Genomic DNA, 25,693 nt, shown 5'->3' on the forward strand with positions numbered 1-25,693 from the left:
AGCAATGCGTTGGTATGTGGTCCACGCCTACTCGGGTTTCGAGAAGAGCGTGCAGAAGGCCCTCAAGGAACGGATCGAGCGCGACGGGATGGGCCATCTGTTTGGCCAGATCCTGGTTCCGGTCGAGGAAGTCATGGAGATGCGCAACGGTCACAAGGCGTTGACCGAGCGCAAGTTCTTCCCGGGCTACGTGCTGGTCGAGATGGAAATGACCGACGAAACCTGGCACCTGGTGAAGAACACGCCCAAGGTGTCGGGCTTCATCGGCGGTTCGGGCATGCGTCCGACGCCGATCTCGCCCAAGGAAGTCGACGCGATCATGCAGCAGATGCAGGAAGGCGTCGAAAAGCCAAAGCCCAAGGTGCAGTTCGAAGTCGGCCAGGTGCTGCGCGTGACCGAGGGTCCGTTCGCCGACTTCAACGCCACCGTGGAAGAAGTGAACTACGACAAGAGCAAGCTCAAGGTGTCGGTGCTGATCTTCGGTCGCGCCACGCCGGTCGAGGTGGATTTTTCGCAGGTCGAGAAAGTCTGATCCGGTTGGGTCGGGCTGGCGCGGCCAGCAAAGCGTCCGGAGCGATCCGGGCAGTATGAACGGGGAGCGGCGTCGCCGCGCTAGTACCCAAAACAGGAGCACATCGTGGCTAAGAAGATTACAGGCTACATCAAGCTGCAAGTCCCGGCCGGCAAGGCCAACCCGTCGCCGCCGATCGGCCCGGCGCTCGGCCAGCGCGGCCTCAACATCATGGAATTCTGCAAGTCGTTCAACGCGCAGACCCAAGGTGTCGAGCCCGGCCTGCCGATCCCGGTGGTGATCACCGCCTACGCGGACAAGTCCTTCACCTTCGTGATGAAGACCCCGCCGGCCACCATCCTGATCAAGAAGGCTGCCGGCATCACCAAGGGCAGTTCGAAGCCGCACGCCGACAAGGTGGGCACCATCACGCGCGCCCAGCTCGAAGAAATCGCCAAGACCAAGACCCCCGACCTGACCGCTGCCGACCTGGACGCCGCCGTGCGTACCATCGCCGGTTCCGCGCGTTCGATGGGTCTCAATGTGGAGGGCGTGTAAATGGCCAAGGTTTCCAAGCGCGTCGCGGCCCTGAAGGCCAAGATCGACCGCAACAAGCTGTACTCCATCGACGAAGCGCTGTCGCTGGTCAAGGAAGGCGCCACCGCCAAGTTCAACGAGTCGGTCGACGTCGCCATCAACCTCGGCGTCGATGCGCGTAAGTCCGACCAGGTCGTCCGTGGCTCGGTCGTGCTGCCCAAGGGCACCGGCAAGACCGTCCGCGTCGCCGTGTTCGCCCAGGGTGCCAACGCCGAAGCCGCTCGCGGCGCCGGTGCCGACATCGTCGGTTTCGAAGACCTCGCCGAACAGATCAAGGGCGGCATGATGGACTTCGACGTGGTGATCGCCACGCCGGACGCCATGCGTATCGTCGGTCAGCTCGGTACCATCCTCGGCCCGCGCGGCCTGATGCCGAACCCGAAGGTCGGCACCGTGACCCCGAACGCCGCCGAAGCCGTGAAGAACGCCAAGGCCGGTCAGGTCCAGTACCGTACCGACAAGAACGGCATCATCCACACCACGCTGGGCCGCGCTTCGTTCGAAGCCGCCGACCTGCGCGCCAACCTGGCCGCGCTGATCGAAGCCCTGCAGAAGGCCAAGCCGGCTTCGTCCAAGGGCATCTACTTCAAGAAGATCGCCGTCTCCAGCACCATGGGTGCCGGTGTGCGCGTCGATGCCGCTTCGGTGCTGGGCGCTTAAGCATCAGTTGTATCCGGATGCGGTTCGCGCCGCGTCCGAAACGGACTTTGGGCCGCCTGGCCGGTAACGATCGGGCGGATTATCAAAGACCGTAGGGGGCGACCGGCAGCGATGCCGGTGCCTTAATCGGCAAGCGATACGGGGTGGTGGTACTGCCCGCGTCGTCCCGCCCTACGCAGATGGTGTACCCAAGAACAGGATTTCCCCCGTCTCGATCGAGCCGGGTCCCTCCTGATGATTGGTCGCCATTTCTTTAGGTTCCGTCGGGTGACTGACGGATTTTCCAGGAGGGTAGACCTTGAGTCTCAATCTCGACGATAAAAAGGCTGTAGTGGCCGAGATCTCCGCCGAAGTGGCGAAGGCTCAAGCCATCGTGGTGGCCGAATATCGTGGCATCCAGGTGAGCGCCATGACCAAGCTGCGTGCGGAAGCGCGTAGCAAGGGCGTGTACCTGCGCGTGTTGAAGAACACGCTGGCTCGCCGCGCTGTTGCGGACACCCCGTTTGCCGATCTGGCCAACCACATGGCCGGTCCGCTGGTGTACGGCATTTCCGCCGACCCGGTGGCCGCTGCCAAGGTGCTGGCCGACTTTGCCAAGACCAACGACAAGATCGTGGTCAAGGCGGGTTCGTTCGACGGCAAGACGCTGAGCGCCGCGGAAGTGGTCCAGCTCGCTTCGATCCCGAGCCGCGAAGAGCTGCTGTCCAAGCTGCTGTTCGTCATGCAGGCCCCGGTTTCGGGCTTCGCCCGTGCCCTGGGCGCGCTGCTCGAGAAGCAGGGCGGCAGCACCGCCCGGCGGAAGAAGCTCCGGCCGAAGCCGAAGCGGCTGCTTGATCCCGCTCAGCCTTTCAAACGATTTTCGACTTATCCGTATTCAGGAGTAAACAAATGGCTCTGACCAAAGAAGACATCCTCGACGCCGTTGGCGCGATGACCGTGCTGGAACTGAACGACCTGGTGAAGGCGTTCGAAGAGAAGTTCGGCGTGTCCGCCGCTGCCGTGGCCGTTGCCGGTCCGGCTGGCGCCGCCGCCCCGGCTGCCGAAGAAAAGACCGAATTCGACGTGATCCTGACCGGCGCCGGCGCCAACAAGGTCGGCACCATCAAGGTGGTGCGCGAACTGACCGGCCTGGGCCTGAAGGAAGCCAAGGACCTGGTCGACGGCGCGCCGAAGCCTGTCAAGGAAGGCATCGCCAAGGCCGACGCAGAAGCCATGGTGAAGAAGCTGGTCGAAGCCGGCGCCACGGCCGAGATGAAGTAAGTCTCCTTCGGGAGATGCAGGCCAGGCTGGCGACTCAGGTCGCCGGCCTGCTTGCGTTTGTAGCAAATCGCAGCATATCTCTGGGCGGCCAAACCGGAAGGCCTGTACGGCGGACCTTGCGGTTTGGTTTAGCGCCCCCACTCGATCGGAGACTCTATGAGTTACTCGTTCACTGAGAAGAAACGCATTCGTAAAAGCTTTGCGAAGCGAGCGAACGTTCTCGACGTTCCTTATCTGCTCGCCACCCAAATCGATTCCTATACCGAGTTTCTTCAGCTGGGCGTGACGGTAGAACAGCGCCGCAGTATCGGCCTGCAAGCAGCTTTTTCCTCGATTTTCCCGATCGTTAGCCACAACGGTTACGCCCGGCTCGACTTCGTCAGCTACCAGCTGGGCGAGCCGCCGTTCGACGTGGTGGAGTGCCAGCAGCGCGGCATCACCTTCGCCGCCCCCTGCGCGCCAAGGTGCGCCTGACCATCTTCGACCGCGAGTCGTCCAAGCCGGTGGTCAAGGAAGCCAAGGAGCAGGAAGTCTACATGGGCGAAATTCCGCTCATGACCGAGAACGGCTCGTTCGTCATCAACGGTACCGAGCGCGTGATCGTCAGCCAGCTGCATCGTTCGCCCGGCGTGTTCTTCGAGCACGACAAGGGCAAGACGCACAGCTCGGGCAAGCTGCTGTTCTCGGCGCGGATCATCCCCTACCGCGGTTCCTGGCTCGACTTCGAGTTCGATCCGAAGGATCTGCTGTACTTCCGGATCGACCGCCGCCGCAAGATGCCGGTGACCATCCTGATGCGGGCGCTGGGCTACAACAACGAGCAGATCCTGGCCGAGTACTACGAGTTCGACACGGTGCGCCTGTCCAAGAGCGGCGTATTCCTCGAAGTCGTGGCCGACCGCCTCAAGGGCGAAGTCGCCAAGTTCGACATCGTCGGCAACGACGGCAAGGTGCTGGTCCAGAAGGACAAGCGCATCACCGCCAAGCACATCCGCGACCTGCAGACCGCCGGCGTGAAGGAGCTCGAGATCCCGACCGACTTCCTGGTCGGCCGCGTGCTCGGCGCCAACGTGGTGAACCCCGAGACCGGCGAGCTGGTGGCGCGCGCCAACGAGGAAGTCACCGACGACCTGCTGATCAAGTTCGAGGCCGCCGGCGTCAAGGAAGTGAAGCTCCTGTACGTCAACGACCTGGACCAGGGCGCCTACATCTCCAACACCATGCGTCTGGACGAAACGCCGGACCGCCAGGCTGCGCGCGTCGCGATCTACCGCATGATGCGCCCCGGCGAGCCGCCGACCGAAGACGCGGTCGAGGCGCTGTTCAACGGCCTGTTCTTCTCCGAAGACCGCTACGACCTGTCAGCCGTGGGCCGTATGAAGTTCAACCGTCGCGCCTATCCCGACCGCCTCGACGACAAGGCGCCGGGCTGGCAGAAGCGCTTCTACGAGCGCGTCGGCCCGCAGGGCGTGACCGGTGCCGGCGTGCTGAACACCGACGACATCATCTCGGTGATCGGCATCCTGGTCGAGCTGCGCAACGGCCGCGGCGAAGTGGACGACATCGATCACTTGGGTAACCGCCGCGTGCGTTCGGTGGGCGAACTGGCCGAGAACCAGTTCCGCGCCGGCCTCGTCCGCGTCGAGCGCGCCGTCAAGGAGCGCCTGAGCCAGGCCGAATCCGAAAACCTGATGCCGCACGACCTGATCAACGCCAAGCCGGTCAGCGCCGCGATCAAGGAATTCTTCGGTTCGTCGCAGCTGTCGCAGTTCATGGACCAGACCAACCCGCTGTCCGAGATCACGCACAAGCGCCGCGTCTCGGCCCTCGGCCCGGGCGGCCTGACGCGCGAGCGCGCCGGCTTCGAAGTGCGCGACGTGCACCCGACCCACTACGGCCGCGTCTGCCCGATCGAAACGCCGGAAGGCCCGAACATCGGCCTGATCAACTCGCTGTCGGTCTACGCCAAGACCAACGAGTACGGCTTCCTCGAGACGCCGTACCGCAAGGTGATCGACCAGAAGGTGACCGACGAGATCGAATACCTGTCGGCCATCGAAGAAGGCAAGTACGTGATCGCCCAGGCTAACGCCAAGCTGGACGACGACGGCCGCCTGATCGACGAGCTGGTGACCTGCCGCGAACACGGCGAAACCATCGTGGCTCGGCCCGAGCGCGTCCAGTACATGGACGTGGCTCCGTCGCAGATCGTGTCGGTCGCAGCCTCGCTGATCCCCTTCCTCGAGCACGATGACGCGAACCGCGCGCTGATGGGCGCCAACATGCAACGCCAGGCCGTGCCTTGCGTGCGTGCCCAGAAGCCGCTGGTCGGTACCGGCATCGAGCGCACCTGCGCGGTCGACTCGGGCACCGCGGTGAAGGCCCTGCGCGGCGGCCGCGTCGACTACGTCGATGCCAACCGCGTGGTGATCCGCGTCAACGACGATGAAACCAGCGCCGGCGAAGTCGGTGTGGACATCTACAACCTGACCAAGTACACGCGTTCGAACCAGAACACCAACATCAACCAGCGTCCGATCGTGAAGGTCGGCGACGTGATCGCCGCGCATGACGTGATCGCCGACGGCGCCTCGACCGACCTGGGCGAGCTGGCGCTCGGCCAGAACCTGCTGGTCGCCTTCATGCCCTGGAACGGCTTCAACTACGAAGACTCGATCCTGATCAGCGAGAAGGTGGTGGCCGACGACCGCTACACCTCGATCCACATCGAGGAACTGAGCGTGGTCGCCCGCGACACCAAGCTCGGGCCGGAAGAAATCACCCGCGATATCTCCAACCTCAGCGAGCGCATGCTGGGCCGCCTCGACGAGGCCGGCATCGTCTACATCGGCGCCGAAGTGGAAGCCGGCGACGTGCTGGTCGGCAAGGTGACGCCGAAGGGCGAAACCCAGCTGACGCCGGAAGAGAAGCTGCTGCGCGCGATCTTCGGCGAGAAGGCCAGCGACGTGAAGGACACCTCGCTGCGCGTGCCCTCGGGCATGAGCGGCACGGTGATCGACGTCCAGGTGTTCACCCGCGAAGGCATCGAGCGCGACAAGCGCGCCCAGTCGATCATCGACGACGAGCTCAAGCGCTACCGCCTCGACCTGAACGACCAGCTGCGGATTCTCGAGAACGACGCCTTCGAGCGGCTCGAGCGCCTCCTGATCGGCAAGAAGGTCAACGGCGGTCCGAAGCGCATCGCCAAGGGCACCGCGCTGGACAAGGAATACCTCGACAGTCTGCCGCGTCACGACTGGTTCGACATCCGCCTGTCGGACGAGGACGTCGCCAAGCAGCTCGAGCTGATGAAGGACAACCTGTCGCAGAAGCGCGCCGAGTTCGACCTGCGCTTCGACGACAAGAAGCGCAAGCTGACCCAGGGCGACGAACTGCCGCCTGGCGTGCAGAAGATGGTCAAGGTCTACGTCGCGGTGAAGCGCCGCCTGCAGCCCGGCGACAAGATGGCCGGCCGCCACGGTAACAAGGGCGTGGTGTCCAAGATCCTGCCGGTCGAGGATCTGCCCTTCATGGCCGACGGCACCCAGGTCGACATCGTGCTGAACCCGCTCGGCGTGCCGTCGCGGATGAACGTGGGCCAGATCCTGGAAGTCCACCTCGGCTGGGCGGCCAAGGGCATCGGCCGCCGCATCGACGCGATGCTGCGCGAAGAGCGCGCCAACCGCGCCGCCGAGATGCGCGCCTTCCTGGGCGAGGTCTACAACACCCGCGGCAAGCCGGAGGACCTGGCTTCGATGACCGACGACGAGATCATCGAGCTGGCCCACAACCTGCGCGATGGCGTGCCGTTCGCCACGCCGGTGTTCGACGGCGCCAAGGAAGAAGACCTGATGGCCATGCTCGAGCTGGCCTACCCGACCGACGATGCCAAGACCAAGCGCCTGGGCTTCAACAACTCGAAGACCCAGGTCACGCTGTACGACGGCCGCACCGGCGAGAGCTTCGAGCGCCTGGTCACGGTCGGCTACATGCACGTGCTGAAGCTGCACCACCTGGTCGACGACAAGATGCACGCGCGTTCGACCGGCCCGTACTCGCTCGTTACCCAGCAGCCGCTCGGCGGTAAGGCGCAGTTCGGCGGCCAGCGCTTCGGTGAGATGGAAGTGTGGGCGCTGGAAGCGTACGGCGCGTCCTATACGCTGCAGGAAATGCTGACGGTGAAGTCGGACGATGTGAACGGCCGGACCAAGGTCTACGAGAACATCGTCAAGGGCGACCACAAGATCGACGCCGGCATGCCGGAATCCTTCAACGTGCTGGTGAAGGAAATCCGCTCGCTGGGGATCGATATCGATCTGGAACGCTACTAAGCCTGAACGGCGCGCGGGACGAGGCAGTGAGGCCGCGTCCCGCAGTGCGCCGGAAGGTAGGGCCTCACTCGGCAACACGAGGAAAATGACATGAAAGCTTTGCTCGACTTGTTCAAGCAGGTGACGCAGGAAGAAGAGTTCGATGCGATCCGCATCGGCCTGGCGTCGCCCGACAAGATCCGTTCCTGGTCGTACGGTGAAGTCAAGAAGCCCGAAACCATCAACTACCGCACCTTCAAGCCCGAGCGCGATGGCCTCTTTTGCGCCCGCATCTTCGGGCCGGTGAAGGACTACGAGTGCCTGTGCGGCAAGTACAAGCGCCTCAAGCACCGCGGCGTCATCTGCGAGAAGTGCGGCGTCGAAGTCACGCTGTCCAAGGTGCGCCGGGAGCGCATGGGCCACATCGAGCTGGCTTCGCCGGTCGCCCACATCTGGTTCCTGAAGTCGCTGCCGAGCCGCCTGGGCATGGTGCTCGACATCACGCTGCGCGACATCGAGCGCGTGCTGTACTTCGAAGGCTTCATCGTCATCGAGCCGGGCATGACGCCGCTGCAGCGCGGCCAACTGCTGAGCGAAGACGACTACCTGGCCAAGGTCGAGGAATACGGTGACGAATTCGTCGCCATGATGGGTGCCGAAGCGGTGCGCGAACTGCTGCGCACGCTCGACATCCACTCGGAAATGGACACCCTGCGCCACGAGCTGCAGACCACCGGCTCCGAAGCCAAGATCAAGAAGATCGCCAAGCGCCTCAAGGTGCTCGAGGCCTTCCACAAGTCGGGCATCAAGCCCGAGTGGATGATCATGGACGTGCTGCCGGTGCTGCCGCCCGAACTGCGTCCGCTGGTGCCGCTCGACGGCGGCCGCTTCGCGACCTCGGACCTGAACGACCTGTACCGCCGCGTCATCAACCGGAACAACCGCCTCAAGCGCCTGCTGGAGCTGAAGGCGCCCGAGATCATCGTGCGCAACGAAAAGCGCATGCTGCAGGAAGCCGTCGATTCGCTGCTCGACAACGGCCGCCGCGGCAAGGCCATGACCGGCGCCAACAAGCGTCCGCTGAAGTCGCTGGCCGACATGATCAAGGGCAAGGGCGGCCGCTTCCGGCAGAACCTGCTGGGCAAGCGCGTCGACTACTCGGGCCGTTCGGTCATCGTGGTGGGCCCGACGCTCAAGCTGCACCAGTGCGGCCTGCCGAAGAAGATGGCGCTCGAGCTGTTCAAGCCCTTCATCTTCCACAAGCTCGAAGTGCTGGGCCTGGCGACCACCATCAAGGCCGCCAAGAAGCTGGTCGAGCAGGAAGTGCCGGAAGTCTGGGACATCCTCGAAGAAGTCATCCGCGAGCATCCGGTGCTGCTGAACCGCGCCCCGACGCTGCACCGCCTCGGCATCCAGGCTTTCGAGCCGGTGCTGATCGAAGGCAAGGCGATCCAGCTGCACCCGCTGGTCTGTACCGCCTTCAACGCCGACTTCGACGGTGACCAGATGGCCGTCCACGTGCCGCTGTCGCTCGAAGCGCAGATGGAAGCCCGCACCCTGATGCTGGCCTCCAACAACGTGCTGTCGCCGGCGCACGGCGAGCCGATCATCGTGCCGTCGCAGGATATCGTGCTGGGTCTCTACTACATGACCCGCGAGCGCATCAACGGCAAGGGCGAAGGCCTGCGCTTCGCCGACCTGGAAGAGCTGATCCGCGCCTACGAGACGCGCCAGGCCGAACTGAGCGCCCGCATCTCGGTGCGCCTGAAGGAATGGGAGAAGGACGAGAACGGCGAGTGGCAGTACAAGCTGGTGCGTCGCGAGACCACCGTCGGCCGCGCCATCCTGTCCGAGATCCTGCCCAAGGGCCTGCCGTTCGAGAACATCAACAAGGCGCTCAAGAAGAAGGAAATCTCCAAGCTGATCAACGCGTCGTTCCGCCGCGTCGGCCTGCGCGAGACCGTCATCCTGGCTGACCGCCTGATGTACACCGGCTTCACCTACTCGACCCGCGCCGGCATCTCGATCGCCGTCGACGACATGCTGGTGCCGGCCGAGAAGGTCAAGCTGCTGGCCGAGGCCGAGCGCGAAGTGAAGGAAATCGAGGCCCAGTACACCTCGGGCCTGGTGACCCAGGGCGAGCGCTACAACAAGGTCGTGGACATCTGGGGCCGCTGCGGCGACCAGGTCGCCAAGACCATGATGGCCCACCTCGGTAAAGAGAAGACCATCGACCGCGAAGGCAAGGAAGTCGATCAGGAATCGTTCAACTCGATCTACATGATGGCCGATTCGGGCGCCCGGGGTTCCGTGGCCCAGATCCGCCAGCTGGCCGGCATGCGGGGCCTGATGGCCAAGCCGGACGGCTCGATCATCGAGACGCCGATCACCACCAACTTCCGCGAAGGCCTGACGGTTCTGCAGTACTTCATCTCGACGCACGGCGCCCGTAAGGGTCTGGCCGATACCGCGCTGAAGACCGCCAACTCCGGTTACCTGACCCGTCGCCTGGTCGACGTGACGCAGGATCTGGTGGTGACCGAGGACGATTGCCACACCAAGAACGGCGTGGCGATGAAGGCCGTGGTGCAGGGCGGCGACGTGATCGAAGCGCTGCGCGACCGGATTCTCGGCCGCGTGGCCGCCATCGACGTGATCGATCCGGCCAGCCAGGAAACCGTGTTCGAAGCCGGCACGCTGCTGACCGAAGACATCGTCGAGCGCATCGAAGCCTTGAGCATCGACGAAGTGAAGGTGCGCACGCCGCTGACCTGCGAAACCCGCTACGGTCTGTGCGCCCAGTGCTACGGCCGCGATCTGGGCCGCGGCCAGCGCGTCAACGTCGGCGAAGCGGTCGGCGTGATCGCGGCCCAGTCGATCGGTGAGCCGGGTACCCAGCTGACCATGCGGACCTTCCACATCGGTGGTGCCGCGTCGCGAGCCGCCGCGGCGAGCCAGGTCGAATCGAAGTCGAACGGCAAGATCGGTTTCGCCGGCACGATGCGCTACGTCACCAACACCAAGGGCGAGCAGATCGTCATCACCCGTTCGGGCGAGCTGGTGGTGTTCGACGACAACGGCCGCGAGCGCGAGCGTCACAAGGTGCCGTACGGCGCCACCATGCTGGTCACCGACGGTCAGGCCATCAAGGCCGGTACCGTGCTGGCCACCTGGGACCCGCATACCCGTCCGATCATCACCGAGTACGCCGGTCTGGTCCGCTTCGAGAACGTCGAAGAAGGCTCGACCGTGGCCAAGCAGGTCGATGAAGTGACAGGCCTGTCGACCCTGGTCGTGATCGATCCGAAGCGCAAGGCCGGCGCCACCAAGAGCGTGCGCCCGCAGGTCAAGCTGCTCGACGAGAACGGCGTGGAAGTGAAGCTGGCCGGTTCCGATGCCTCGGTCAACATCACCTTCCAGGTCGGCGCCATCATCACGGTGAAGGACGGCCAGCAGGTCGGCGTCGGCGAAGTGCTTGCCCGTATCCCGCAGGAATCGGTCAAGACCCGCGACATTACCGGTGGTCTGCCGCGCGTGGCCGAGCTGTTCGAAGCGCGTTCGCCGAAGGATGCCGGCATGCTGGCCGAAGTCACCGGCACCTCGTCGTTCGGCAAGGACACCAAGGGCAAGCAGCGCCTGATCATCACCGACCTCGACGGCACGCCGCACGAGTACCTGATCCCGAAGGACAAGCACGTGCTGGTCCACGACGGCCAGGTGGTGAACCGCGGCGAAACCATCGTCGACGGCCCGGCCGATCCGCACGACATCCTGCGCCTGCAGGGCATCGAGACGCTGGCCCGCTACGTGACCGAGGAAGTGCAGGAGGTGTATCGACTGCAGGGCGTGAAGATCAACGACAAGCACATCGAGGTGATCGTTCGCCAGATGCTGCGTCGCGTGGTCATCTCGGATGCCGGCGATTCGGACTTCATCCTCGGCGAACAGGTCGAGCGCGCCGAAGTGCTGGAAGCGAACGACAAGCTGAACGCGGAAAACAAGCAGCCGGCCCAGTTCGACAACATCCTGCTGGGTATCACCAAGGCGTCGCTGTCGACCGATTCGTTCATCTCGGCCGCGTCGTTCCAGGAAACCACGCGCGTGCTGACCGAAGCCGCCATCATGGGCAAGCGCGACGAGCTGCGCGGCCTGAAGGAAAACGTGATCGTTGGCCGCCTGATCCCGGGCGGTACCGGTCTGGCCTACCACAACAACCGCCGTCGTCGCGGCACCGGTTCGGGCGATGGCCCGATGGTGCTCGACGCGCCGGTCGAAGCGGTCGGCGAAGTCGCGTCGAGCCAGGAAGAAGCCTGACCCGGCTCATGAACCAGCGGTCCGGCCGAAAGGCCGGATCGTGAAGCAGTCGACAGCCCTTCCGTCGCCCTATCGCCACCCCGGTGATAGGCGGCGGAGGGGTTTGTTGACATTAAGCGCTTGATTTACCTATAATCCGCGCTCTTTTTGGGGCGGCCCCTCGTGCGTCTTGCGCGAGGCACGCCATTTTTACTTTTGGGAAACGATATAGATGCCAACCATCAACCAGCTCGTCCGTAAGGGACGTGAAGCGGAAAAGGCCAAGAGCAAGGTTCCCGCGCTCGAAGCCTGCCCGCAGAAGCGCGGTGTTTGCACCCGCGTGTACACGACGACCCCGAAGAAGCCGAACTCGGCCCTCCGTAAGGTCGCCAAGGTGCGCCTGACCAACGGTTTCGAAGTGATTTCGTACATCGGCGGTGAAGGCCACAACCTGCAGGAACACTCGGTCGTGCTGATCCGCGGTGGTCGTGTGAAGGACTTGCCGGGTGTGCGTTACCACACCGTGCGCGGCTCCCTCGATACCGCCGGTGTCAAGGACCGCAAGCAGGCCCGTTCCAAGTACGGCGCCAAGCGTCCGAAGGCCTAAGGCCCGGATGCGGGCAGGGTCGCGAGCCCGGTCTCGATCGTTCGAGACATTCGCGACGACGGCGAGTCGCCCGGGTGGGCGCCGTCGAGTAAGTGACCAGTCCCTTTGGATGGTCGAGAGCGCGTAAGCCGCGCTCAACTGAATACTACTGAGGTTGAAACATGCCGCGTCGTAGAGAAGTCCCCAAGCGCGAAGTACTGCCGGATCCGAAATTCGGTAGCGAAGAACTGTCCAAGTTCATGAACGTCGTCATGCAGGACGGCAAGAAGTCGGTCGCTGAGCGCATCGTTTACGGTGCCCTCGAGATCGTCGAGAAGAAGACCGGCAAGGCCCCCTCGAGGTGTTCTCCCAAGCCCTCGGGAACGTGAAGCCGGTCGTCGAAGTGAAGAGCCGTCGTGTCGGTGGCGCCAACTACCAGGTTCCGGTCGAAGTGCGTCAGACCCGCCGTATGGCCCTGGCCATGCGCTGGCTGCGCGAAGCGGCCCGCAAGCGCGGCGAGAAGTCGATGGGTCAGCGTCTGGCTGGCGAACTGCTCGATGCGGCCGAAGGCCGTGGCGGCGCAATGAAGAAGCGCGACGAAGTGCACCGTATGGCCGAAGCCAACAAGGCCTTCGCTCACTACCGCTTCTAATACATCCTTTTATCAAAGGTACTGGCTGTGGCTCGCAAGACACCCATTGAACGTTACCGGAACATCGGTATCAGCGCGCACATCGACGCGGGTAAAACCACGACGACCGAGCGTATTCTTTTCTACACCGGCGTGAACCACAAGATTGGTGAAGTGCACGACGGCGCCGCCACCATGGACTGGATGGAGCAGGAGCAGGAGCGTGGCATCACCATCACCTCCGCCGCCACCACCACGTTCTGGAAGGGCATGGCGAACAACTTCCCGGAACACCGTATCAACATCATCGATACCCCGGGCCACGTCGACTTCACTATCGAAGTTGAGCGTTCGATGCGCGTGCTCGATGGCGCGTGCATGGTGTATTGCGCCGTGGGTGGCGTGCAGCCGCAGTCGGAAACCGTCTGGCGCCAGGCCAACAAGTACAAGGTGCCGCGTCTCGCGTTCGTGAACAAGATGGACCGTCAAGGCGCCAACTTCTTCCGCGTGGTCGAGCAGATGCGCGTGCGCCTGAAGGCCAACCCGGTGCCCATCGCGATCCCGATCGGCGCCGAAGACACCTTCACCGGCGTGGTCGACCTGATCAAGATGAAGGCGATCATCTGGGACGAAGCCTCGCAAGGCATGAAGTTCGACTACGTCGACATCCCGGTCGAGCTGCAGGCGACTGCCGACGAGTGGCGCGAAAAGATGGTCGAGGCTGCGGCCGAGGCTAACGAAGAGCTGATGAACAAGTACCTCGAAACCGGCGAACTGTCGGAAGAGGAAATCGTCGGCGCGCTGCGCCAGCGCACCATCGCCTGCGAAATCCAGCCGATGCTGTGCGGTACCGCCTTCAAGAACAAGGGTGTGCAGCTGATGCTGGATGCCGTGATCGAGCTGCTGCCCTCGCCGGTCGACATCCCGCCGGTCAAGGGTACGGACGAAGACGGCAAGGAAGACCATCGCGAAGCGTCGGACGAAGCGCCGTTCTCCGCCCTGGCCTTCAAGCTGATGAACGACCCCTACGTCGGTCAGCTGACCTTCTTCCGCGTCTACTCCGGCGTCGTCAATTCGGGCGACTCGGTGCTGAATTCGGTGAAGGGCAAGAAGGAGCGGATCGGTCGTATCGTGCAGATGCACGCCAACAACCGTGAAGAAATCGAAGAAGTGCGTGCCGGCGACATCGCCGCCGGTATCGGCCTGAAGGACGTGACCACTGGCGAAACCCTGTGCTCGCTCGACAAGGTCATCGTGCTCGAGCGCATGGAATTCCCGGACCCGGTGATTCACGTCGCCGTCGAGCCGAAGACCAAGGCCGACCAGGAAAAGATGGGCGTCGCCCTGAACCGCCTGGCCAAGGAAGATCCGTCGTTCCGCGTGCGGACCGACGAAGAATCGGGCCAGACCATCATCTCCGGCATGGGCGAGCTGCACCTGGAAATCCTGGTCGACCGGATGAAGCGCGAATTCGGCGTGGAAGCCAATGTCGGCGCGCCGCAGGTTGCCTACCGCGAAACCATCACCAAGACGGTGACGGACGTGGAAGGCAAGCACGCCAAGCAGTCGGGCGGTAAGGGTCAGTACGGTCACTGCGTGATCACGCTGGAGCCGGCCGGCGAAGGCAAGGGCTACGAGTTCCTCGACGAGATCAAGGGCGGCGTGATTCCGCGCGAATTCATCCCGTCGGTGGACAAGGGCATCCAGAACACGCTGAAGGCTGGCGTGCTGGCCGGCTTCCCGGTGGTGGACGTCAAGGTTCGCCTGACCTTCGGTTCGTACCACGACGTCGACTCGTCGCAGATCGCCTTCGAATTGGCCGGCTCGCTGGCCTTCAAGGAAGCCATGCGTCGCGCCAGCCCGGTGATCCTCGAGCCGATGATGGCCGTCGAAGTCGAAACGCCGGAAGAGTACATGGGCGACATCATGGGCGACATCTCGTCCCGTCGCGGCATGCTGCAAGGCATGGACGACAATCCTGCCGGCGGCAAGATGATCAAGGCGGAAGTGCCGCTGTCCGAGATGTTCGGCTACTCGACCACGCTGCGCTCGATGTCGCAAGGTCGCGCCACCTACTCGATGGAATTCAAGCACTACTCCGAGGCGCCGCGTAACGTCGCCGAAGCGATCATCAACAAGAAGTAATTCGGATGCTGCCGGGCCTGGCCCGGCGGCTTTCGACACTCATTCAAGACTAAGGAATTGAGCAATGGCTAAGGAAAAGTTCGAGCGGACCAAACCGCACGTAAACGTCGGCACCATCGGCCACGTTGACCACGGCAAGACCACCCTGACGGCTGCCATCACCACGATCCTGTCGAAGAAGTTCGGCGGCGAAGCCAAGGGCTACGACCAGATCGACAGCGCGCCGGAAGAAAAGGCCCGCGGCATCACCATCAACACCGCGCACGTCGAGTACGAGACCGAAAACCGTCACTACGCGCACGTCGACTGCCCCGGCCACGCCGACTACGTCAAGAACATGATCACCGGTGCCGCCCAGATGGACGGCGCGATCCTGGTGGTGTCCTCGGCCGACGGCCCGATGCCGCAAACCCGCGAGCACATCCTGCTGGCTCGCCAGGTGGGTGTGCCCTACATTATCGTGTTCATGAACAAGGCCGACATGGTCGACGACGCCGAGCTGCTCGAGCTGGTCGAAATGGAAGTCCGTGAACTGCTGAGCAAGTACGACTTCCCGGGCGACGATCTGCCCATCGTCAAGGGTTCGGCGCTGAAGGCGCTGGAAGGCGACCAGTCGGAAATCGGCGAGCCGGCGATCTTCGCCCTGGCCGCTGCGCTGGACAGCTACATCCCGACGCCGGAGCGTGCCGTCGACGGCGCCTTCCTGATGCCGGTGGAAGACGTGTTCTCGATCTCGGGTCGCGGTACCGTGGTGACCGGTCGCGTCGAGCGCGGCATCGTCAAGGTCGGCGAAGAAATCGAAATCGTGGGCCTGAAGCCCACGGTCAAGACCACCTGCACCGGCGTGGAAATGTTCCGCAAGCTGCTGGACCAAGGCCAGGCTGGCGACAACATCGGCGCGCTGCTGCGCGGCACTAAGCGTGAAGACGTCGAGCGAGGCCAGGTTCTGGCCAAGCCGGGTTCGATCACCCCGCACACCAAGTTCTCGGGTTCGGTCTACGTGCTGAGCAAGGACGAAGGCGGCCGCCACACTCCGTTCTTCAACGGCTACCGTCCGCAGTTCTACTTCCGTACCACCGACGTGACCGGTGCGGTCGAGCTGCCGGCCGGTACCGAAATGGTGATGCCGGGCGACAACGTCGAAGTGGTCGTGTCGCTGATCGCTCCGATCGCCATGGAGCAAGGTCTGCGCTTCGCGATCCGTGAAGGCGGCCGTACCGTTGGCGCCGGCGTCGTCGCCAAGATCATCGAGTAATGCGAATCCGGGCGGGCCTCAGGGCTCGCCCGTCCGTTCTTTATCATCCAGGCGGTCTGCCGATCGCCCTGTTCTTTGGAATACATCATGCAAAACCAGAAGATTCGCATCCGCCTCAAGGCCTATGACTACGCCCTGATCGACCGCTCCGCTCAGGAAATCGTCGACACCGCCAAGCGGACCGGCGCCGTCGTCAAGGGCCCGGTTCCGCTGCCGACCAAGATCGAACGTTTCGACGTGCTGCGTTCGCCGCACGTGAACAAGACTTCGCGCGACCAGCTCGAGATCCGCACCCACCTGCGCCTGATGGACATCGTCGATCCGACCGACAAGACGGTCGATGCGCTGATGAAGCTGGACCTGCCGGCCGGTGTTGATGTCGAGATCAAGCTGCAATAAAAATCTTGCATTAACTCAAGACGTTGCATTATCATCGCGGGCTCGCCTATATCAGGCGGGCCCGTTTTGTATACGGCCGCCTCGTGTGGCGTATGTGTGCGGGTAGTTTCGTTCGATGCAGGCCGCCCTGCGCGGCCCGCGAAATATCGCCGGCCAATCGTAGCTGGCCCTTCTAAAAGGAAAGAACGATGAGCTTAGGACTTGTCGGGCGCAAGGTCGGCATGACCCGCGTGTTCTCCGATGATGGCGTGTCCATCCCGGTGACCGTGCTGGATCTGTCTGCCAATCGCGTCGCACAAATCAAGACGCCGGAAACCGATGGCTACTCTGCCGTCCAGGTTGCTTACGGCGAACGTCGTGCAAGTCGTGTGAACAAGGCTGAAGCCGGTCACTTCGCTAAAGCGGGTGTCGAGGCTGGCCGTGGTCTGCACGAGTTTGCGCTCACGGCTGACGAGCTGGCCAAATTCCAGCCGGGCAGTCAGATCAGCGTCGAAATCTTCGCCGTGGGTCAACTGGTCGACGTGACCGGTACCTCGCAAGGTAAGGGTTTCTCGGGCGCGATCAAGCGTCACAACTTCTCGTCGCAGCGCGCGTCGCACGGTAACTCCGTGTCGCACAATGCCCCTGGTTCGATCGGTATGGCGCAGGATCCGGGTCGCGTTTTCCCGGGTAAGCGCATGGCCGGTCAGCTCGGTAACGTCAAGAGCACGGTGCAGAACCTCGAAGTGGTTCGCGTCGATGCAGAGCGTGGCCTGTTGCTGGTCAAGGGCGCCGTTCCCGGCTCCAAGGGCAACGACGTGGTCGTGCGTCCCAGCGTGAAGGCAGGTGCGTAATGGAACTGAAAGTCATCAATGCAAGCGGCCAGCCGGCCGCCGGCGTGAGCGCTTCCGACGCCCTGTTCGGTCGCGACTACAACGAAGCCCTGGTGCACCAGGTCGTCACCGCCTATCTCGCCAATGCCCGTAGCGGCAACCGTGCGCAGAAGGGTCGCAGCGACGTGGCCAAGTCCACCAAGAAGCCGTGGCGTCAAAAGGGTACGGGCCGCGCCCGTGCCGGTATGGCGTCGAGCCCGCTGTGGCGTGGCGGCGGCAAGATCTTCCCGAGCTCGCCCGACGAGAACTTCACCCAGAAGGTGAACCGCAAGATGTACCGCGCCGGCGTTGCGACTATCCTGTCGCAGCTGGTGCGTGAAGAGCGTCTGGTGGTCGTCGACGAATTCGTGGTCGATACGCCCAAGACCAAGGCTTTCGCTGCCAAGCTGGCTGCCATGGGCCTGAACGAGCGCACCCTCATCGTCACCGGCAACCTCGACGAGAACCTGTACCTGGCTTCGCGCAACCTGCCCAACGTGCTCGTGCTCGAGCCGTCGCAGGCCGATCCGGTCAGCCTGGTCCGCTTCAAGAAGGTTCTGGTGACCCGCGAGGCCCTCAAGCAAATCGAGGAGATCCTGGCATGACTCAACTGAATCAAGATCGCCTGCTGCAAGTGCTGCTGGCGCCGGTGATCTCCGAGAAGAGCACCTTCGTTGCCGACAAGTACGAGCAGGTCGTGTTCCGCGTGGTGAGCGATGCCACCAAGCCGGAAATCAAGGCTGCGGTCGAGCTGTTGTTCAAGGTGCAGGTCGAATCCGTCCAGATCACCAACGTGAAGCCGAAGCAGAAGCGCATCGGCCGCAGCACGGGTTGGCGCAAGGGCTGGAAGAAGGCCTACGTTGCCCTCAAGCCGGGTCAGGAAATCGACCTGCAAGCCGCGCAGTAAGGAGAACGACGATGCTGGTTAAAGTAAAACCTACTTCCCCGGGTCGCCGCGCGGTCGTCAAGGTCGTGAGCCCCGAGCTGCACAAGGGTCGTCCCCACGCAGCGCTGGTTGAATCGCAAAGCAAGAACGCCGGTCGCAACAACCGCGGCGTGATCACCGTCCGCCACCAGGGCGGCGGCCACAAGCAGCACTATCGCCTGATCGACTTCCGTCGCAACAAGGATGGCATCGTCGCCACCGTGGAGCGCCTGGAATACGATCCGAACCGCACCGCGCACATCGCGCTGCTGTGCTACGCCGACGGCGAGCGCCGCTACATCATCGCCCCGCGTGGCCTGAAGGCCGGCATGCAGGTGGTGAGCGGCTCGGAAGCGCCGATCAAGGTGGGCAATACGCTGCCGCTGCGCAACATCCCGGTCGGTAGCACCATCCACTGCATCGAGATGCAGCCTGGCAAGGGCGCCCAGCTGGCGCGTTCGGCCGGTGCCTCGGTTCAGCTGCTGGCTCGTGAAGGTGCCTACGCTCAGCTGCGTCTGCGTTCCGGTGAAATCCGCAAGGTGCACGTCGATTGCCGCGCCACCATCGGTGAAGTCGGCAACGAAGAGCACAGCCTGCGCAAGATCGGCAAGGCCGGTGCTCAGCGCTGGCGCGGTATCCGCCCGACCGTCCGCGGTACGGCGATGAACCCGATCGATCACCCGCACGGCGGTGGTGAAGGTCGTACCGGCGAAGGCCGCGTGCCGGTCAGCCCGTGGGGTACCCGACCAAGGGTTACCGTACCCGCAGCAACAAGCGCACCGACAACATGATCGTGCGCCGCCGGTATTCGAATAAGGGGTAATCAGACATGGCTCGTTCCGTTAAGAAGGGCCCGTTCGTCGACGCCCACCTGCTCAAGAAGATCGAAGCAGTGCGCGCGACCAACGACAAGCGCCCGGTTAAGACCTGGTCCCGTCGCTCCACGGTGTTGCCCGACTTCGTCGGCCTGACCATCGCGGTGCACAACGGCAAGCAGCATGTTCCCGTGTACATCAACGAGAACATGGTTGGTCACAAGCTCGGCGAATTCTCGCTGACCCGGACGTTCAAGGGTCACGCCGCCGACAAAAAAGCCAAGAAGTAAGGTGCTGCCATGCAAACTTCCGCTATTTTGACTGGCGCTCGCCTGTCGGCTCAGAAAGCTCGCCTGGTCGCTGACCTGGTGCGCGGCAAGCCGGTCGAGCAAGCCATCAACATCCTGACCTTCAGCCCCAAGAAGGGCGCGGTCATCATCAAGAAGTTGTTGCTGTCGGCGATCGCCAATGCCGAACACAACGACGGCGCCGATATCGACGCCCTCAAGGTGACGACCATCTATGTGGACAAGGGCACTTCGCTGAAGCGCTTTACCGCACGTGCCAAGGGCCGCGGCAATCGCATCGAGAAGCAGACCTGCCACATCACCCTGACCGTGGGCGAGTGAGGACGATATGGGACAGAAAATTCATCCGACGGGCTTCCGTCTTGCCGTCAACAAGAACTGGGCTTCGAAGTGGTACGCGAGCAGCAAGAATTTCCCGGCCATGCTCGCCGAAGACATCAAGGTCCGTGAGTTCCTGAAGAAAAAGTTGTCGCATGCCTCGGTTGGCCGCATCGTCATCGAGCGTCCGGCCAAGAACGCCCGCATCACCATTCACAGCGCCCGTCCGGGTGTCGTGATCGGCAAGAAGGGCGAGGACATCGAGCTGCTCAAGCGTGACCTGGTCAAGCTGATGGGCGTGCCGGTGCACATCAACATCGAGGAAATCCGCAAGCCGGAAACCGATGCTCAGGTGATCGCCGACTCCATCGCTGCCCAGCTCGAAAAGCGCGTGATGTTCCGCCGTGCCATGAAGCGTGCGATGCAGAACGCCATGCGTCTGGGTGCCCAGGGCATCAAGATCATGTCGTCGGGCCGCCTGAACGGCATCGAAATCGCGCGTACCGAGTGGTATCGCGAAGGCCGCGTGCCGCTGCATACGCTGCGCGCCGACATCGACTACGCGACGTCCGAAGCCAAGACCACCTACGGCATCATCGGTATCAAGGTCTGGGTCTACAAGGGCGAAGTGAAGGCTGGCCAGGAAGTTGCCGTCCAGCCGGAGCAAACCGAACGCAAGCCGCGAAAGGGGCCTCGCAATGCTGCAGCCAACTAGACTCAAATACCGCAAACAGCAGAAGGGTCGTAACACCGGCATCGCGACCCGCGGTAACAAGGTGAGCTTCGGCGAGTGGGGCCTGAAGGCGATCGGCCGTGGTCGTCTGACCGCCCGCCAGATCGAAGCCGCTCGTCGCGCCATGACCCGCCACATCAAGCGGGGCGGTCGCGTCTGGATCCGCGTGTTCCCGGACAAGCCGATCTCTTCCAAGCCCGCCGAAGTCCGGATGGGTAACGGTAAGGGTAGCCCCGAGTACTACGTCGCTGAAATCCAGCCGGGCAAGGTGCTGTACGAGATGGACGGCGTGGACGAGACGCTCGCCCGCGAAGCCTTCCGTCTGGCTGCCGCCAAGCTGCCGATCGCGACGACTTTCGTAACCCGACATGTGGGGCAGTGAGATGAAAGCGACTGAACTGCGTAACAAATCGGTCGACGAGCTCAAGCAAGAGCTCACCTCGCTCCTGAGGGCCCAGTTCGGCCTGCGCATGCAGCTGGCTACCCAGCAGCTTGCCAAGACCAGCGAACTGAAGCGCGTCCGCCGCGATATCGCGCGCGTCCGCACCATCCTGGCCCAGAAGGTGGCGTAAATGACCGAGACCAAACTGAAGCGTTCGCTGACCGGCGTGGTGGTCAGCAACAAGATGGACAAGACGGTGACCGTGCTGGTCGAGCGCAAGGTGAAGCATCCGCTCTACGGCAAGATCATCCGCCTGTCGAAGAAGTACCATGCGCACGACGAAGCCAACACCTACGGTGAAGGCGACGTGGTGACCATCGAGGAAACCCGCCCGCTGTCCAAGACCAAGTCCTGGATCGTGACCGGCCTCGTTGAAAAGGCGCGCAACGCCTAATCTGCGAATTTAATTCGCTTTTTTGGTGTTGCATGCTTGCCAGGGCATTCTACGCATCGTAGAATGCCCTGCTTTTCATCTCTCGCCTGTTTGGCTGTTCGGTTGGGCAGGGCTTGAGAGTTTTCTCCCCTTTCGGGATCCAAAACTAGCCGTCGTGCCGTGGCTTGCTGCGGCGCTGCCGCGTACGTCGGCGGATGTGACGGGTTAAGTTGGAGGTTTGTCTACATGATTCAAATGCAATCCATGCTGGAGGTTGCTGACAACACCGGTGCGCGTACCGTTATGTGCATCAAGGTGTTGGGTGGCTCCAAGCGTCGTTACGCCTCGGTGGGCGACATCATCAAGGTGAGCATCAAGGATGCTGCTCCCCGTGGCCGAGTGAAGAAGGGTGACGTCTACAACGCCGTCGTCGTTCGCACCGCCAAGGGCGTGCGCCGTCCCGATGGCCAGCTCATCAAGTTCGATGGCAACGCTGCCGTGCTCCTCAACAACAAGCTCGAGCCGATCGGCACCCGTATCTTCGGACCGGTCACCCGTGAGCTGCGCACCGAACGATTCATGAAGATCGTCTCGCTTGCGCCGGAAGTGCTGTAAGGAGCGCGCAGATGAACAAGATTCGCAAAGGCGACGAAGTCGTCGTCATCACCGGCAAGGACAAGGGCAAGCGTGGCACCGTGACGCGCGTCCTGGTTGGCGACAAGGTGGTCGTTGAGGGCGTGAACGTCGTCAAGAAGCACCAGAAGCCGAACCCGGTTCGCGGCGTTGCTGGCGGTATCGTCGACAAGACCATGCCGATCCACGTGTCCAACATCGCCATCTTCAACAAGGCCACCGGCAAGGCTGATCGCGTCGGCTTCAAGCTGCTCGACGACGGCAAGAAGGTTCGCGTGTTCAAGTCGAACGGCGAAGTGGTCGGGGGCTAAGGGGTAGAACATGGCTCGTTTGCAAGATTTCTACAAAGAAACCGTCGTTCCGCAACTGACTGAAAAGTTCGGCTACAAGTCGAGCATGGAAGTCCCGCGGATCGAAAAGATCACGATCAACATGGGCGTGGGCGAAGCGGTTGCCGACAAGAAGGTCATGGAGCACGCCGTTGGCGACCTGACCAAGATCGCCGGCCAGAAGCCCGTCGTCACGCTGTCGAAGAAGTCGATCGCCGGCTTCAAGATCCGTGACAACTACCCGGTGGGTTGCAAGGTCACGCTGCGCCGTGAACGCATGTACGAATTCCTGGATCGCCTGGTGACCGTCGCCATGCCGCGCATCCGCGATTTCCGTGGTGTGTCCGGCAAGTCCTTCGACGGCCGCGGCAACTACAACATGGGTGTGAAGGAACAGATCATCTTCCCGGAAATCGAGTACGACAAGATCGACGCGATCCGCGGGATGAACATCACCATCACCACCACCGCGAAGTCCGACGAAGAAGCCCGCGCGCTGCTCGCCGCCTTCAAGTTCCCGTTCAAGAACTGAGGTTTGCCATGGCCAAACTCGCTTTGATCAACCGTCAAGAGAAGCGCGAAAAGCTGGTGGCGAAGTTCGCTGCCAAGCGTGAAAAGCTGCTGGCAATCATCAACGACCAGAACGTGAGCGACGAAGAGCGCTTCGAGGCTCGTCTGAAGCTGCAAGCTCTCCCGCGCAATGCCAATCCCACCCGCCTGCGTAACCGTTGCTCGGTGACCGGTCGTCCGCGTGGCGTCTTCCGCAAGTTCGGCCTCGGCCGCAACAAGTTGCGTGAAATCGCGATGCGCGGCGAAATCCCGGGCGTCGTCAAGGCCAGCTGGTAAAGGAGATCACGAATGAGTATGCATGATCCCATCGCCGATATGCTGACCCGCATCCGCAACGCCCAGCGCGCGGACAAGCCGTCGGTGAGCATGCCCTCGTCCAAGCTGAAGGTGGCCATCGCCGCCGTGCTGAAGGATGAAGGCTACATCGAGAACTTCGCCGTTTCGGGCGAAGAGAAGAAGCCCCAGCTCGACATCGAGCTGAAGTACTACGCCGGCCGTCCGGTCATCGAGCGCATCGAGCGCATCTCGAAGCCCGGCCTGCGTATCTACAAGGGCGTCAACGATATCCCGAAGGTCATGAACGGCCTCGGTATCGCCATCGTCTCCACCTCGCAGGGTGTGATGACCGATCGCAAGGCTCGCGCCCAGGGTATCGGCGGCGAACTCCTGTGCATCGTGGCGTAAGGAGTGAACGATGTCCCGCGTAGCTAAGAACCCAATCGTTCTGCCCGCCGGCGTTGAAGTGACGCTGGCCGGCGGCGAGATCGTCGTCAAGGGCCCGCTCGGTACGGCCTCGCGTCCGCTGAACAGCGCCGTCGAGATCGCGCTCGAGAACAATGCCCTGACTTTCAAGGCCGTTGATGAGAGCAAGAACGCCCGTGCCATGTCCGGCACCATGCGCGCTCTGCTCAACAACATGGTGATCGGTGTCTCGAAGGGTTTCGAGCGCAAGCTCAACCTGGTCGGCGTGGGTTACCGCGCTCAGGCCCAGGGCGAGACGCTCAACCTGACGCTCGGTTTCTCCCACCCGGTGGCGCACAAGATGCCCGCTGGCGTGAAGGCTGAAACCCCGACGCAGACCGAGATCATCCTCAAGGGTGTGGACAAGCAGCAGGTCGGTCAGGTCGCCGCCGAAATTCGCGCTTACCGCGCGCCGGAACCCTACAAGGGCAAGGGCGTTCGCTACAGCGACGAAGTGGTGGTCCTGAAAGAGACCAAGAAGAAGTAATCGAGGCTGAACATCATGGACAAGAACCAAACTCGCTTGCGCAGGGCCCGCAAAACCCGTGCCCGCATCGCAGGGTTGAAGGTGGTGCGCCTGTCGGTGCATCGCTCCAACAGCCATATCTACGCCCAGATCATCGACGAGACGGGCAGCAAGGTGCTGGCCAGCGCGTCCACCCTGGAAGTCGAGGTCCGCAAGGACATCGCCAACGGTGGCAACGTCGCTGCGGCCGCGGCTGTCGGCAAGCGTATCGCTGAGAAGGCGAAAGCGGCCGGCATCACTGCCGTCGCCTTCGACCGTTCGGGCTTCCACTACCACGGTCGCGTCAAGGCCCTGGCCGACGCCGCTCGTGAAGCCGGCCTCGAATTCTAAGGAGTAATCATGGCTAAGTCTGATATCGAAGATCGCGGCGATGGCCTGCGGGAGAAGATGATCAGCGTCAACCGCGTCACCAAGGTGGTGAAGGGTGGCCGGATCATGGGTTTCGCCGCGCTGACCGTGGTCGGTGATGGTGATGGCCGCGTCGGCATGGGCAAGGGCAAGTCGAAGGAAGTGCCCGTGGCCGTGCAGAAGGCGATGGAAGAAGCTCGCCGCAAGCTGGTCAAGATCAGCCTGAAGAACGGTACCGTGCAGCATGCGGTGATCGGCAAGCACGGCGCCACCACGGTGCTGATGCAGCCGGCGCCCGAAGGTACCGGCATCAAGGCCGGAGGCCCGATGCGCGCTGTATTCGAGGTGATGGGCGTGACCAACATCTCGGCCAAGTGCCACGGCTCCACCAATCCGTACAACATCGTGCGCGCCACGCTGGACGGTCTGTCCAAGCTGCGTACGCCGTCGGACATCGCTGCCAAGCGCGGCAAGTCCGTCGAGGACATCCTGGGGGTAGAGGCAAATGGCTGAAGCTCGCACGATCAAAGTGACGCTCGTCAAGAGCCTGATCGGCCGTCTCGAGGCGCACAAGGCGTGCGCCCGTGGCCTGGGTCTGCGGAAGATCAACCAGTCGGTTGAAGTCATCGATACCCCGGCCAATCGCGGCATGATCAACAAGATCAGCTACCTGCTGAAAAGCGAGGGCTAAATGGAACTGAATACGATCAAGCCGGCCGACGGCGCGACCCACGCCAAGAAGCGTGTCGGTCGTGGCATCGGTTCCGGTCTGGGCAAGACTTGCGGCCGTGGTCACAAGGGTCAGAAGTCGCGTTCGGGTGGTTTCCACAAGGTGGGCTTCGAAGGCGGTCAAATGCCGCTGCAACGTCGCTTGCCGAAGCGTGGCTTCAAGTCGCTGACCAAGGGTCTGACGGTTGAAGTGCGTACGGGCGACCTGAACCGTCTGCCGGTGGAAGAAGCTGACCTGCTGGTTCTGAAGCAGGCTGGCCTCGTTCCGCATGGTGCCCGTGGCGTGAAGCTGATCCTGGCTGGCGCGGTCGAAAAGGCCGTCAAGCTGCGTGGCGTGGTGGCGACCGCTGGTGCCAAGGCTGCTCTCGAAGCTGCCGGCGGCAGCATCGTCGAGTAATTGAGATA

At 62.8% G+C, this 25,693-nt stretch carries 27 protein-coding genes and 5 pseudogenes; all 32 read left to right on the top strand.

The genetic code is table 11. The annotated features are described in order from the left end of the window. Positions 1-4: 4 nt before the first annotated feature. The 32 genes and pseudogenes from nusG to rplO all read left to right on the top strand — a co-directional run bounded on the left by nusG (position 5) and on the right by rplO (position 25,685). A complete protein-coding gene (gene nusG, locus H9L41_RS02185; protein ID WP_028446298.1) occupies positions 5-532 on the top strand; it encodes a transcription termination/antitermination protein NusG in 528 nt (175 codons plus the stop codon). 105 nt (positions 533-637) lie between these two features. Next, positions 638-1,069 (top strand): 50S ribosomal protein L11, encoded by a 432-nt coding sequence (gene rplK / locus H9L41_RS02190; protein WP_028446297.1) that lies wholly within the window; start codon positions 638-640, stop codon positions 1,067-1,069. Beyond that, positions 1,070-1,768, top strand: coding sequence for a 50S ribosomal protein L1 (gene rplA, locus H9L41_RS02195; RefSeq protein ID WP_028446296.1), 699 nt, complete (start codon positions 1,070-1,072; stop codon positions 1,766-1,768). A gap of 298 nt (positions 1,769-2,066) precedes the next feature. Then, positions 2,067-2,561, top strand: a pseudogene (rplJ, locus tag H9L41_RS02200) (50S ribosomal protein L10); the annotation flags it as partial. Between the two features lie 95 nt (positions 2,562-2,656). Next, the gene (gene rplL, locus H9L41_RS02205; protein ID WP_028446294.1) at positions 2,657-3,028 is read left to right on the top strand and encodes a 50S ribosomal protein L7/L12; all 372 of its coding nucleotides are present in this window, start codon (positions 2,657-2,659) and stop codon (positions 3,026-3,028) included. 156 nt (positions 3,029-3,184) lie between these two features. Next, a pseudogene (rpoB, locus tag H9L41_RS02210) lies at positions 3,185-7,359 on the top strand (DNA-directed RNA polymerase subunit beta). 90 nt (positions 7,360-7,449) lie between these two features. Next, positions 7,450-11,557: pseudogene (gene rpoC / locus H9L41_RS02215) on the top strand (DNA-directed RNA polymerase subunit beta'); the annotation flags it as partial. Between the two features lie 306 nt (positions 11,558-11,863). Then, positions 11,864-12,238: a 30S ribosomal protein S12 gene (gene rpsL, locus H9L41_RS02220; RefSeq protein WP_028446291.1), complete on the top strand. Its 375-nt coding sequence runs from the start codon at positions 11,864-11,866 to the stop codon at positions 12,236-12,238. Between the two features lie 161 nt (positions 12,239-12,399). Beyond that, positions 12,400-12,869 (top strand): annotated as a pseudogene (gene rpsG / locus H9L41_RS02225) (30S ribosomal protein S7). Positions 12,870-12,896: 27 nt separating this feature from the next. Further along, a complete protein-coding gene (gene fusA, locus H9L41_RS02230) occupies positions 12,897-14,993 on the top strand; it encodes an elongation factor G (RefSeq protein ID WP_028446289.1) in 2,097 nt (698 codons plus the stop codon). Positions 14,994-15,057: 64 nt separating this feature from the next. Next, positions 15,058-16,248: an elongation factor Tu gene (gene tuf / locus H9L41_RS02235; protein WP_187523660.1), complete on the top strand. Its 1,191-nt coding sequence runs from the start codon at positions 15,058-15,060 to the stop codon at positions 16,246-16,248. A gap of 87 nt (positions 16,249-16,335) precedes the next feature. Next, on the top strand, positions 16,336-16,647 hold the full coding sequence (rpsJ, locus tag H9L41_RS02240) for a 30S ribosomal protein S10 (protein ID WP_028446091.1): 312 nt from the start codon (positions 16,336-16,338) through the stop codon (positions 16,645-16,647). Between the two features lie 188 nt (positions 16,648-16,835). Continuing rightward, complete coding sequence (rplC, locus tag H9L41_RS02245; RefSeq protein WP_028446090.1) at positions 16,836-17,480, top strand: 50S ribosomal protein L3; 645 nt, start codon at positions 16,836-16,838, stop codon at positions 17,478-17,480. Further along, on the top strand, positions 17,480-18,103 hold the full coding sequence (gene rplD / locus H9L41_RS02250) for a 50S ribosomal protein L4 (protein WP_028446089.1): 624 nt from the start codon (positions 17,480-17,482) through the stop codon (positions 18,101-18,103). Before rplC ends, rplD begins: the two co-directional genes overlap by 1 nt. 5 nt (positions 18,104-18,108) lie before the next feature. Next, positions 18,109-18,405 carry a 50S ribosomal protein L23 gene (gene rplW, locus H9L41_RS02255; RefSeq protein WP_211236870.1) on the top strand — a complete coding sequence of 99 codons (297 nt, stop codon included), beginning with the start codon at positions 18,109-18,111 and terminating at the stop codon, positions 18,403-18,405. Positions 18,406-18,416: 11 nt separating this feature from the next. Beyond that, positions 18,417-19,246 (top strand): annotated as a pseudogene (gene rplB / locus H9L41_RS02260) (50S ribosomal protein L2). A 6-nt stretch (positions 19,247-19,252) separates the two neighbouring features. After that, positions 19,253-19,528, top strand: coding sequence for a 30S ribosomal protein S19 (gene rpsS, locus H9L41_RS02265; protein WP_028446086.1), 276 nt, complete (start codon positions 19,253-19,255; stop codon positions 19,526-19,528). A gap of 9 nt (positions 19,529-19,537) precedes the next feature. Next, positions 19,538-19,867: a 50S ribosomal protein L22 gene (gene rplV, locus H9L41_RS02270; RefSeq protein WP_028446085.1), complete on the top strand. Its 330-nt coding sequence runs from the start codon at positions 19,538-19,540 to the stop codon at positions 19,865-19,867. A gap of 7 nt (positions 19,868-19,874) precedes the next feature. After that, entirely contained in the window at positions 19,875-20,579 is a 705-nt protein-coding gene (gene rpsC, locus H9L41_RS02275; RefSeq protein ID WP_028446084.1) for a 30S ribosomal protein S3, read from the top strand. Next, complete coding sequence (rplP, locus tag H9L41_RS02280) at positions 20,563-20,979, top strand: 50S ribosomal protein L16 (protein ID WP_028446083.1); 417 nt, start codon at positions 20,563-20,565, stop codon at positions 20,977-20,979. The genes rpsC and rplP overlap by 17 nt, the downstream gene beginning before the upstream one ends. 1 nt (position 20,980) lies before the next feature. Continuing rightward, positions 20,981-21,169: a 50S ribosomal protein L29 gene (rpmC, locus tag H9L41_RS02285; protein WP_028446082.1), complete on the top strand. Its 189-nt coding sequence runs from the start codon at positions 20,981-20,983 to the stop codon at positions 21,167-21,169. Further along, on the top strand, positions 21,170-21,433 hold the full coding sequence (gene rpsQ / locus H9L41_RS02290) for a 30S ribosomal protein S17 (protein WP_028446081.1): 264 nt from the start codon (positions 21,170-21,172) through the stop codon (positions 21,431-21,433). It abuts the gene before it with no gap. A 225-nt stretch (positions 21,434-21,658) separates the two neighbouring features. Next, positions 21,659-22,027, top strand: coding sequence for a 50S ribosomal protein L14 (gene rplN, locus H9L41_RS02295; RefSeq protein ID WP_028446080.1), 369 nt, complete (start codon positions 21,659-21,661; stop codon positions 22,025-22,027). Positions 22,028-22,038: 11 nt separating this feature from the next. Continuing rightward, entirely contained in the window at positions 22,039-22,356 is a 318-nt protein-coding gene (gene rplX / locus H9L41_RS02300) for a 50S ribosomal protein L24 (RefSeq protein WP_028446079.1), read from the top strand. Positions 22,357-22,366: 10 nt separating this feature from the next. Continuing rightward, positions 22,367-22,906: a 50S ribosomal protein L5 gene (gene rplE, locus H9L41_RS02305; RefSeq protein ID WP_028446078.1), complete on the top strand. Its 540-nt coding sequence runs from the start codon at positions 22,367-22,369 to the stop codon at positions 22,904-22,906. An 8-nt stretch (positions 22,907-22,914) separates the two neighbouring features. Further along, positions 22,915-23,220, top strand: a complete 306-nt coding sequence (gene rpsN / locus H9L41_RS02310; protein ID WP_028446077.1) for a 30S ribosomal protein S14 — start codon at positions 22,915-22,917, stop codon at positions 23,218-23,220. A gap of 12 nt (positions 23,221-23,232) precedes the next feature. Next, positions 23,233-23,628 (top strand): 30S ribosomal protein S8, encoded by a 396-nt coding sequence (gene rpsH, locus H9L41_RS02315; protein WP_028446076.1) that lies wholly within the window; start codon positions 23,233-23,235, stop codon positions 23,626-23,628. A gap of 10 nt (positions 23,629-23,638) precedes the next feature. Next, complete coding sequence (gene rplF, locus H9L41_RS02320; RefSeq protein WP_028446075.1) at positions 23,639-24,172, top strand: 50S ribosomal protein L6; 534 nt, start codon at positions 23,639-23,641, stop codon at positions 24,170-24,172. A 15-nt stretch (positions 24,173-24,187) separates the two neighbouring features. After that, a complete protein-coding gene (rplR, locus tag H9L41_RS02325) occupies positions 24,188-24,541 on the top strand; it encodes a 50S ribosomal protein L18 (RefSeq protein WP_028446074.1) in 354 nt (117 codons plus the stop codon). A gap of 9 nt (positions 24,542-24,550) precedes the next feature. Then, positions 24,551-25,072 carry a 30S ribosomal protein S5 gene (gene rpsE / locus H9L41_RS02330; protein WP_028446073.1) on the top strand — a complete coding sequence of 174 codons (522 nt, stop codon included), beginning with the start codon at positions 24,551-24,553 and terminating at the stop codon, positions 25,070-25,072. Next, positions 25,065-25,250 (top strand): 50S ribosomal protein L30, encoded by a 186-nt coding sequence (gene rpmD, locus H9L41_RS02335; RefSeq protein ID WP_028446072.1) that lies wholly within the window; start codon positions 25,065-25,067, stop codon positions 25,248-25,250. Before rpsE ends, rpmD begins: the two co-directional genes overlap by 8 nt. Further along, positions 25,251-25,685, top strand: coding sequence for a 50S ribosomal protein L15 (rplO, locus tag H9L41_RS02340; protein ID WP_028446071.1), 435 nt, complete (start codon positions 25,251-25,253; stop codon positions 25,683-25,685). Positions 25,686-25,693 lie beyond the last annotated feature (8 nt).

Origin of the sequence: Chitinimonas koreensis (assembly GCF_014353015.1) — a bacterium.
Classification (GTDB): domain Bacteria; phylum Pseudomonadota; class Gammaproteobacteria; order Burkholderiales; family Chitinimonadaceae; genus Chitinimonas; species Chitinimonas koreensis.